The organism is Carboxylicivirga sp. M1479, assembly GCF_007097485.1.
Taxonomy (GTDB): domain Bacteria; phylum Bacteroidota; class Bacteroidia; order Bacteroidales; family Marinilabiliaceae; genus Carboxylicivirga.
This window is the reverse complement of the sequence record NZ_VKDE01000034.1, coordinates 38,947-48,802: the sequence shown is the minus strand read 5'-3', so window position 1 is coordinate 48,802 and position 9,856 is coordinate 38,947. Positions and strand designations below refer to the sequence as shown.

Here is a 9,856-nt window from a genome sequence, read left to right as displayed (position 1 = left end):
GTTCAATGACCTGCTCAAACTCTATGTTGTTACTTGTCCTAGCCATGCCTTCTTTTATTCACTAAGTTCCGAATTCCCACCAATAATCATCCCCCTGTGTGTCAAATTTACTTGCCATGGATGTTTCATATGATTATAATTTTCTTTCATTTGCCATATGGAACTCTCAAGTAAATTTTATCATTCCCCTGTGTGAAAAATTAGATGCTAAATTTACATGGTCGTTTCATGTGTTTAAATTTTGTTTTTTATTGCCACATGGAACTCGCCAAAATAATCACGCTCCTGTGTGTGAAGCAATCCTTATGGCTCGTTTCATCACAATGTCTGTTTATGTCGTTGATCAATGCAAATTGATGATTCGTGTAAAAAACTATAACATATCTCAACTGTCTCGTTTAAATGCTTTTTTCCGTTTGGTAATTGGGTAATTTTTTATACTTTCAACATTGATAACCTACTTTATCCAATGCATCACAAATGTATATTAAATTGTTTCTGATAGAAAGAACAATTCTAAAATGCTGAATTATGAGCACTACAATAACTACATTAGAAGAGGCCGAGAAGTTAGATTTGACTTCTGAAGAATTTGATAAGATAAAGGTACTGTTGAAGCGCAATCCTAATGCTTTGGAGTTAGAATTGTTTTCACGACTTTGGTCTGAACATGCATCCTATAAAAATTCAATTAAATGGTTGTCAACTCTGCCGATGCAAGGAGACGATGTAATTGTTGCAGCTGGAGATGATAATGCTGGAGTTGTAGATTTGGGTGATGGAAAGGCTTGTGTTTTTAAAGTTGAATCACACAATAGTCCGTGTGCTATTCAGCCCCGATTAGGTGCTTTAACTGGTTTGAGGGTAGTGATGCGCGATGTGTTTTCAATGGGAGCCAAGCCATCAGCTTTTCTAAGTTCCTTACGTTTTGGCGATGGTAAAAGGGATACTGCTAGGTGGTTGTTTGAAGAGGTGGCAGAGGGTATTTGTGAATTTGAAAGAGGTTTTGATGTGCCAATTCTTGGAGGCGAAACATTTTTCTCGCGAGGATACAACACTACACCAATAGTAAATAATATGGCTATTGGAATAGTGCCTAAAGATAAACTATTAAGAGGTGTGGCTCAGGGAGATGGTAATTTGGTGTTAATAGTTGGCTCCAGAACAGGTAAGGATGGAGTCGATACCGATGTTTTTGAAACCGATATACTTGCCGAAATAGATACACCACCTGTGTCTATTGAACAAATGATGGATGTATCAATTGAAAAGGAATTACAAGAAGCTATCTCTCAGTTATCAGATAAAATAGAGATCATAGGTATTCAGTCGATTGGTACGCAGGGGGTAGCTGGTGCTGCTTTGGAAATGGCGGCTCGTGGTAAGTCAGGTATGCAACTTAATGTTGATAAAATCCCTGAACGACAAAAGGGTTTAGAGGTTAAAGATTTACTGTTATCTCAAACATGGGGACGTGTTTTAATTTGTATTAAACCTAGCGATTTAGATTCTGCTCGTGAGGTGTTGGAGCGCTTACAAGTAGCGGTTTCTGTAATTGGAAATGTGAGTAACGATAATCGTATTGTTTGTACTTATAATCAGGAAGAGGTTGCTGAGTTGCCTGTTGATATTGGCATGTTAGGATCAGAATCGCCTGTTTATGATCGTGATTATGCCTTAAATAAGGAAAAGTCACCAGAAATTAATTTAGATATTTATGATGAGCCAGATCATTATCCTGACGTAGTTAAGGCAATGTTGTCGAACTTAAATGTTACTTCTAAAAGTTGGTTAACAGATAAGTTTAATAAACCCAATGGAACAGAGGGTGATAATTTTGATTTTCCCTCGGATGCAGCTTTTATTAATGTGGAAGATTCCGATAAGTCAATTGCTGCCACTATGGATTGTAACTCACGTTACATGAAGTCAGATGCTTTTATTGGAGCCCAAATCGCAGTAGCAGAAGCTGCACGTAACTTGGTTTGTGCAGGAGCTAAGCCCTTGGCCGTATCTGATTGCTTGAATTTTGGTAACCCATATGACGAAAAGGTATATGGAACATTCGTGGACTCGGTGAAAGGTATCACTAAGGCTTGTAAAGATTTTAAGGTGCCGGTAGTAAGTGGCAATGTTAGTTTTCATAACCAACGTTCAGAAAATGGACTGTTAAAGCCAATAACGCCTACTCCGGTTATTGGTATGATTGGTTTGGTTGATGACAAAAAACACCATAGTACTTTATCTTTTCGACATAAAGGGGATATGATATTCTTAATTGGCCAGTCACGTAACGACGTTAACTCTTCTGAGTATGCAAGTAGTATTTTGAACATTAAGAAATCAGCGGCTCCGTTTTATGACGCTGCTGAAGAGCAAGACTTGCAAGGGGCAGTTTATGATATGATAAAAGAAGAATTGGTTCGATCGATTCATGATGTGTCAAACGGTGGACTATTCTTTAGTTTGTTAGAGTCAAGTATTCCTTTGGAGTTTGGTTTTGATATTACATCAGATGCTGAAATACGAAAAGAAGCATTCCTTTTTGGAGAGTCTCAAAGTAGGGTAGTAGTTTCTGTTTCGCCTGAAAAGCAAGATGATTTTGTTGACTTTATGATGAAAAGCAAGGTGCCTTTCTCAATATTGGGTCACGTAACGAAAGGTGATATTAGAATTGATGATGAATCATTCGGACATATTGAGGATTTGAAAAAAGCATTTGAACAAAAATTGGAAGTTTGGGTTGAAGGAGTATAAACACACACTTAATAACTATGAAATTTACATGGCGTACCTTATCAATAATTGGATTAATTCTCTCAGCTGGAATTTTAGTCGCTTGGGCAAATACTGATCAGGTTGATAAAGTGAAGGTTGGTGATGATTCACCTGCTTTTAGAGTAATCACTCCAGATGGGGAAGTAACGAATGAGGATTTAAGAGGTAAACTTGTTTTAATTAACTTTTTTGCAACATGGTGTCCTCCTTGTATAAAAGAACTTCCTGTTTTGCAAAAAGATGTTTGGGAAAGATTTAAAGGGAATGATGATTTTGTTTTACTAGTAGTGGGGCGGGAACATACGATGAAGGAGTTAAATGAGTTTGCAAAAAGTAAAGGGTTTGACTTACCATTCTGTCCCGATGAAAATCGAGCTGTTTTTGGGCAATTCGCTACTCAATCGATTCCCCGAAACTACGTAATCGACAAAAAAGGAAAGGTTATCTATGCATCAAAAGGTTATAATCATCAGGAGTTTGAGCAGATGATAACGATTATCGAAAATAATTTGTAAAAGATTTACATAATGTATTCTAGGATGCTATTTAAATGGCATCCTTTTTTCGTTTACAAATAATCTAATGTTATTGATTCTGATGTTAATTTCATCAGCACCTGTTGCTCTTAGCTTTTTTTATATTTTTGAAGAAAATTTATCAAAATGACGGTTAAACCATATACATCGGAAGGCTCTAAGAAAAAGCAAGTAGCCGGGATGTTTAATAATATAGCACCCAAGTACGATTTCTTAAACCATTTTTTATCCTTAGGTATAGATAAGATTTGGCGAAAGAGAGCAATTAATTTGCTAAAAAGTAAAGAAAAACCTTTAATCCTGGATGTAGCAACTGGAACCGGCGATCTTGCTCTGCAAGCGCACCAGCGTTTAGGATGCCAGGTGGTTGGTATTGATATCTCAACAGAGATGTTAAAAGTGGCGCAAGAAAAAATAGAGAAGAGGGGACTCTCTGATGTAATATCCGTTCAAGAGGCCGATTCAGAAAACCTACCTTTTGACGATAATCACTTTGATGCTGTTATGGTTGCTTTTGGGGTTCGTAATTTCGAAAACCTAAATAAGGGTTTAACAGACATGGCACGTACCTTAAAGCCAGGTGGTAAAATGGTGGTTCTAGAGTTTTCAAAACCTGCCTACTTCCCATTTAAGCAGTTGTATTTATTTTATTTCAGGTATATCCTGCCCTGGTTAGGTGGAGCTATTTCAAATGATAAAGCTGCTTATACATACCTGCCGGAGTCGGTACTGAGTTTTCCTGATGGTCAGCTTTTTGACGATGAGTTGGTAGAAGCTGGTATGAGGCCTGTTAAACGCTATAAACAAACAATGGGTATTGCAACTATATATTTATCCGAGAAACCTGCGCAATAAATAAGCACATTATCAGTTTATAACTTAAAGTCAAAAATTATCCATTGAAAAAGGTACTTCTCACCATATTTATGTTGGCTCTGGTTGCAGCTGTTTATGCTCAGGGAAAAAATAGTGGTATAGCTAATTTGCGTTCTTTCGATGAGCGCCCTTTGCATTTTGGTTTCTTAATTGGAATCAATACAATGGATTTTAGGGTTTATAATTCTGGTGTCCCCGATCCTAAAACAGGCGAAATCCTTTATGCCGACGTGCTGGACTTAACGCCTGGTTTAAATATTGGCATTATTTCAAGTTATAAACTAACGAGTAAATTAAACCTTCGTTTTTTGCCTGGCATTAGTTTCGGACAGCGAAATATGACCTACATACGTTACGATGAAAATGGTGATTTTATAGGAAGAGAAGAGTCATTTAAAATTAAGTCTACATTTTTAGAATTCCCCTTATTGCTGAAATACAATGCTTTTCGAATGCATAACTCTAAACCATATTTGGTTGGAGGAATTAATACACGTTACGATTTGGCTAAGAATAAGCAAGATAAGTTATTGCTTACTTCACTGGATCCTTACTTAGAATTTGGGGCAGGTTTTGATTTTTACTTAACCTATTTTCGCCTTTCAGTAGAGGCTAAAGCTTCAATAGGTCTGAGTAATGTCTTAAATCCAAAAGGGACAGGTGAGGAAATAGATATGGAATATACCAATGCACTTGATAAGCTAAATTCCCGTATTTTTTCATTGACATTCTATTTTGAATAAATTCAATTACTTTTGCGTTCAAATTGTGTCATCTTTTTAAAAGGTGGATTAATCTATCGGTATCAATGAAACGCGAAATAGTTTTACGAATTTCTCCCAAAGAAGCAGCTGACGATAAGCTTGTCAAGGACCTGGTGGCTAAAAAAATGAAAGTAGCCCCAGAAAAAATCACTTACTTAAGGGTGGCGAAACGGTCCATTGATGCTCGCAAAAAGATTGTGCTGGTACAGTTGCATATTGAGGCTTATGCTAATATTAAGCCTCCAAAGCCTGTTGCAGTTTCATTTGAATATCCCGATGTTAAAAACAAACCCGAAGTGATTGTAGTTGGGGCTGGTCCTGGCGGTTACTTTGCAGCTCTTCGTTTAGTTGAGCTTGGATTGCGTCCAATTGTATTGGAGCGAGGGAAAGGTGTTAATGAGCGGAAAAAAGATTTGGCACTTTTAAATCGGAACGAATCGGTTAATGAAGAGTCAAATTATGCATTTGGAGAAGGCGGAGCTGGAACTTTTTCAGATGGTAAATTATATACGCGTAGTACCAAGCGAGGCGATTTTAAAAAAATTCTTGAGGTATTTCAGTTTCATGGAGCGAATGATGATATTCTGGTTGATGCTCATCCGCATATTGGAACCGATAAATTACCCGAAGTGATCAAAGCCATGCGTCAATCAATTATTGATGCTGGCGGAGAAGTGCATTTCGATACCAAGGTTAGCGATTTAATCATAGAAGATGAACATGTAAAAGGTGTTGTACTTCATTCTGGTGAAAAAATAATGGCGCAGTCCGTTATATTGGCAACTGGTCATTCGGCGCGTGATATCTATTACATGTTGGATGATAAAAAAGTATTGCTGGAGGCTAAAACATGGGCCATGGGGGTGCGGGTTGAGCATCCACAAGAACTAATTGATCAGATTCAGTACCACTCTCCAAAAGGAAGAGGAGATTACTTACCTGCAGCTACTTATAGTTTGTCTTGTCAAATTGAAGAAAGAGGGGTTTATTCATTTTGTATGTGCCCTGGTGGTTTTATTGTTCCAGCTATGACGGGAAAAGACGAGATGGTTGTGAATGGCATGTCGCCATCCAAAAGAAATTCGCCTTGGGCTAATTCAGGAATGGTAGTTGAGGTTCGTCCCGAAGATATTGGAGAGTTCCAGAATAAAGGTGTTTTGGGTGGCTTGGAGTATCAAATGGAAATTGAACGGCTGGCTTTTGTTAATGGAGGTAGAGGAGTGGTTGCTCCTGCTCAGTCCTTAGCCGATTTTGTGGACGGACAATTGTCCTTCGATTTGCCTGAGTGCTCGTATGTTCCAGGTTTAGTTGCATCGCCATTGCATTTTTGGTTACCCGAGAACATTGGAATGCGTTTAAGAAAAGGTCTCGATTATTTCGATCGTCGTGCACATGGTTTTGTAACAAACGAGGCCTTGGTGGTTGGGGTTGAGAGTCGTACTTCATCTCCTGTGCGTATTCCAAGGGATAGAGCTTCGTTTCAGCATTTACAAATAAAAGGTTTGTATCCATGTGGTGAAGGAGCTGGCTATGCAGGAGGAATTGCATCATCAGCTATTGATGGTGAAAAGTGTGCGGAAAAAACCTGGGAATTTATAACTGGTAAAAGCCTTCAGTAGTTATTGAAACTGACGCCTGAACTCGGCGCAGGTAATAGCCGTGGCCACAGATACATTTAACGATTCGGAACTAATTACATCGCTAGGGTATGACGGGATGTATAGTTTCTGGTTGATGAATTTTTCAACGCTTGGGCTAATGCCTTGGCCTTCGTTGCCCATTACTATTAATCCGTTTTTGCTTAATTTTTCTTGATAAATGTTGTTGCCATCCAGAAAGGTGCCATAAATAGGGAGGCCTAATTGTGTGTAGTCTTCAAAAAAGGTTTGGGTATCCACGTAGTGTGTTTTTACTCGCCCAATGGCACCCATTGTTGCTTGTATTGTTTTAGGGTTATAGATATCGGCACATGTTTTTGTGCAGATAACGTGTTCGATACCAAACCAATCCGCCAATCGGATGATGGTTCCTAAATTGCCAGGGTCTTGTACTTCATCTAAAAATAAACAAAGCTGACTGTTCAATTCATCTATATTAAGAAGAGCCTTATTCTGTTCGAAAATAGCAATGACAGATGGAGGACTTTTTAGTGTTGTAATTTTCTTAATATCAGAAAGTGGGCATGTTATGATTTCTGTGTTTTTCTGGATGTTTTGATGGTGTTCAGATAACCATTCTTCGGTGGTGATTAAAGTTAAGAGTTTGCAATTTGAGCCCATTAAGTCAATTACTAGCTTGTGCCCCTCAGCAATAAAAACGCCTTGCTGCTCGCGTATTTTTTTTCGGTTTAATGACGCAATGAACTTTTGTTTGTTTTTACTTAGCATACAAACTGAATCTTTAACTGTAATGAATGAGTTTATCTTGCGCAAAGTTATATCATATCAAGCGAATTAAATATCTTTAGGGCAAAATTGAAAGACATATTTCTAAGGTTTTTCTTTCTACAAGAGCGTTTATCAGTATTATGGGGAACAAGTTTATATTACTAGTTGGGGTGGTACTTATCATCGGCATGTTCGGATGTCGCTCAACTAAGTACGTTCCTGATAATGCTTACTTGCTAAATAAAATCGAAATAGAGAGCGAAGCCAAAGATATCTCCAAGGAGGAATTGAAGTATTATGTGCGTCAGAAGGAAAATGGTAAAATTCTTGGTTTTTGGCGTTTTCATCTTGGATTATATAATCTTTCAGGTAGAGATGCTGCTAAAGGTTTTAATCAGTGGTTACGACGCATTGGCGAGGAGCCTGTTTTATACGATGGTTTGTTAAAACAAAAATCCAACGAGCAAATGCGCTTGTTTTTAAATAACAAGGGGTATTATAATGCTGTAGTAACAGATACAGTTCTTTATAAAAAGAACAAAAAAGCAAAAGTGCGCTATTCTATTCAAGCTGGGGAACGCTATCATATTGGTAATTTATCGTATCGTGTGGATGATGATTCTATAAGAAATTATGTTTTAAAAGACACCACCAATGCTTTGTTGAAAAGCGGTGCGCCTTTTGATGCCGAACTTCATGATAAGGAGAGAAGTAGAATTACACGTGCAATGCGAAATAAGGGGTACTATGCGTTTCGGAAAGAGTTCGTGTACTTTCTTGCCGACAGTGCCTTGGGCAATTACACTGTTAATGATTCGCTTATTGTGATGAAGGATCGTATTGTATTGCAAGGGAAAAATGACTCCATCATTAACCATCGTAAATTTAAAATTAAAGATGTATACTTTTTGGTAGGATACGAGCCGCAAAAGGCACTCGATGGCGGGAGTGACTACCTAAATAGTTTCGAAAGTGTGGAGTATGAAGGCTGTAAATTGTTGTATGGTACTAATCTGGATTTTAGGGCTGATGTGTTAATTAACTCCAATTACATATTTCCAGGTGATTATTATAACCAGGACTTGGTGGATAAAACCCAGCGCTTATTGTCTGAATTGCAGTTGTTCCGCTTTGTAAATATTCGTTTTAAAGAAGTGGTGGATGCTGTTAATGATCAAGAAGAAGGGCAGTTGGAGTGTTTTATTCAATTATCATCTTCAAAATTACAAAGCTATACGGTTGATGTTGAAGGGACTAATTCCTCTGGTAACCTTGGGGCAGCAGGTAGTTTTAAATACAAGCATAAGAATTTTATGCGAGGTGGAGAGGTGTTTAATATGGGCTTTCGTCTTGCTGGAGAGAGTCAAAGGAGCAGAAGTAATGAAAATTTTCAAACTTTAGAGGCAGGTGCAGATGCCACTTTAACCATACCGAAATTTATGGTTCCTTTTAAAATTGAGAATTTTAGGAAGCGATACAATCCTCGCACCAATTTTACCCTGGCATATAATTATCAGAGGCGCCCCGATTATACGAGAACAATTGCAAGTGGCCGTATTGGATACTCATGGAAATCGTCTGCTTTGGTGTCGCATTATTTGGCCCCCATCGATTTTAGCGTTGTTAATGTGCCTTATATTGACCCCGAATTTCAAAAACAAATTGAACCAACTTTCTTAAAGTATAGTTATGAGGATCACTTAATCAGCAGTACATCCTATTCCTATACTTATAATGAGCAAAGTGTGGCCGGAAATAAGAATTATCATTTTTTTCAGGCTAATATACAGTCAGCCGGTAATTTAATTGACGGTTTAAGTTCTTTAGTACAGGAAAATAGGAGTAAAGAGTATAACGAAGTGTTTGGTATTCGTTATGCTCAATATATTAAGGCTGATATTGATTGGCGCTATCACATTAAAGTAAACCCGATTAACGCTTTTGCTTATCGAATATTTATGGGGGCAGGTTATCCTTATGGTAACCTTACGGTAATGCCTTTTGAACGTCGATATTTTTCTGGAGGGGCTAATAGTATAAGAGCTTGGCCTGTGCGTGGCCTAGGGCCAGGTTCCTATGAGGAGACGCAATTAGAATACTATAACCAAACAGCCGATATAAAGCTCGAAGCAAATGCTGAATACCGATTTAAGTTATTTTGGTTGCTTGAAGGAGCCTTTTTTGTGGATATTGGTAATATATGGACGATTCGTTCGTCTGGTGATGAAGACATTGATTTAAAAGGCTTGTTTGAATTTAATAAGTTCTACAAGCAAATAGCTGTGGGTGTTGGAACTGGAGCAAGGCTTGATTTTAGTTATTTTGTGTTTCGACTTGATATGGGAATAAAGGCCCGGGATCCTATATTGCCAGAGGGAAATAGGTGGGTGTTGGGTGTTCAACCCATAAAGTGGAATGATATGGCTTTTAATTTTGCCATCGGATATCCGTTCTAAAATGAATATGTAAACATTCGTTAAACTTCTATTAATATTTCAAAAAAAGCACCCTTTAA

At 37.9% G+C, this 9,856-nt stretch carries 8 protein-coding genes; 7 read left to right on the top strand and 1 reads right to left on the bottom strand.

Annotation, left to right across the window (positions count from 1 at the left end; translation table 11 throughout):
* Window positions 1-116 precede the first annotated feature (116 nt).
* From FNN09_RS17895 to FNN09_RS17870, 6 genes are all read left to right on the top strand, one after another.
* Entirely contained in the window at window positions 117-431 is a 315-nt protein-coding gene (locus FNN09_RS17895) for a hypothetical protein (RefSeq protein WP_143303852.1), read from the top strand.
* Between the two features lie 100 nt (window positions 432-531).
* On the top strand, window positions 532-2,757 hold the full coding sequence (gene purL, locus FNN09_RS17890; RefSeq protein WP_143303851.1) for a phosphoribosylformylglycinamidine synthase subunit PurL: 2,226 nt from the start codon (window positions 532-534) through the stop codon (window positions 2,755-2,757).
* Between the two features lie 17 nt (window positions 2,758-2,774).
* Window positions 2,775-3,293, top strand: a complete 519-nt coding sequence (locus FNN09_RS17885; RefSeq protein WP_143303850.1) for a TlpA disulfide reductase family protein — start codon at window positions 2,775-2,777, stop codon at window positions 3,291-3,293.
* Between the two features lie 147 nt (window positions 3,294-3,440).
* Window positions 3,441-4,169, top strand: coding sequence for a bifunctional demethylmenaquinone methyltransferase/2-methoxy-6-polyprenyl-1,4-benzoquinol methylase UbiE (gene ubiE, locus FNN09_RS17880; protein WP_143303849.1), 729 nt, complete (start codon window positions 3,441-3,443; stop codon window positions 4,167-4,169).
* Between the two features lie 44 nt (window positions 4,170-4,213).
* Window positions 4,214-4,933, top strand: a complete 720-nt coding sequence (locus FNN09_RS17875; protein ID WP_143303848.1) for a porin family protein — start codon at window positions 4,214-4,216, stop codon at window positions 4,931-4,933.
* A 65-nt stretch (window positions 4,934-4,998) separates the two neighbouring features.
* Window positions 4,999-6,573 carry an NAD(P)/FAD-dependent oxidoreductase gene (locus FNN09_RS17870; protein ID WP_143303847.1) on the top strand — a complete coding sequence of 525 codons (1,575 nt, stop codon included), beginning with the start codon at window positions 4,999-5,001 and terminating at the stop codon, window positions 6,571-6,573.
* On the opposite strand, the gene FNN09_RS17865 is transcribed toward FNN09_RS17870, so the two are convergent.
* A complete protein-coding gene (locus FNN09_RS17865) occupies window positions 6,574-7,341 on the bottom strand; it encodes an RNA methyltransferase (RefSeq protein ID WP_143303846.1) in 768 nt (255 codons plus the stop codon).
* Between the two features lie 140 nt (window positions 7,342-7,481).
* On the opposite strand from FNN09_RS17865, the gene FNN09_RS17860 reads away from it, so the two are divergent.
* A complete protein-coding gene (locus FNN09_RS17860; protein ID WP_143303845.1) occupies window positions 7,482-9,797 on the top strand; it encodes a BamA/TamA family outer membrane protein in 2,316 nt (771 codons plus the stop codon).
* Window positions 9,798-9,856: the final 59 nt, after the last annotated feature.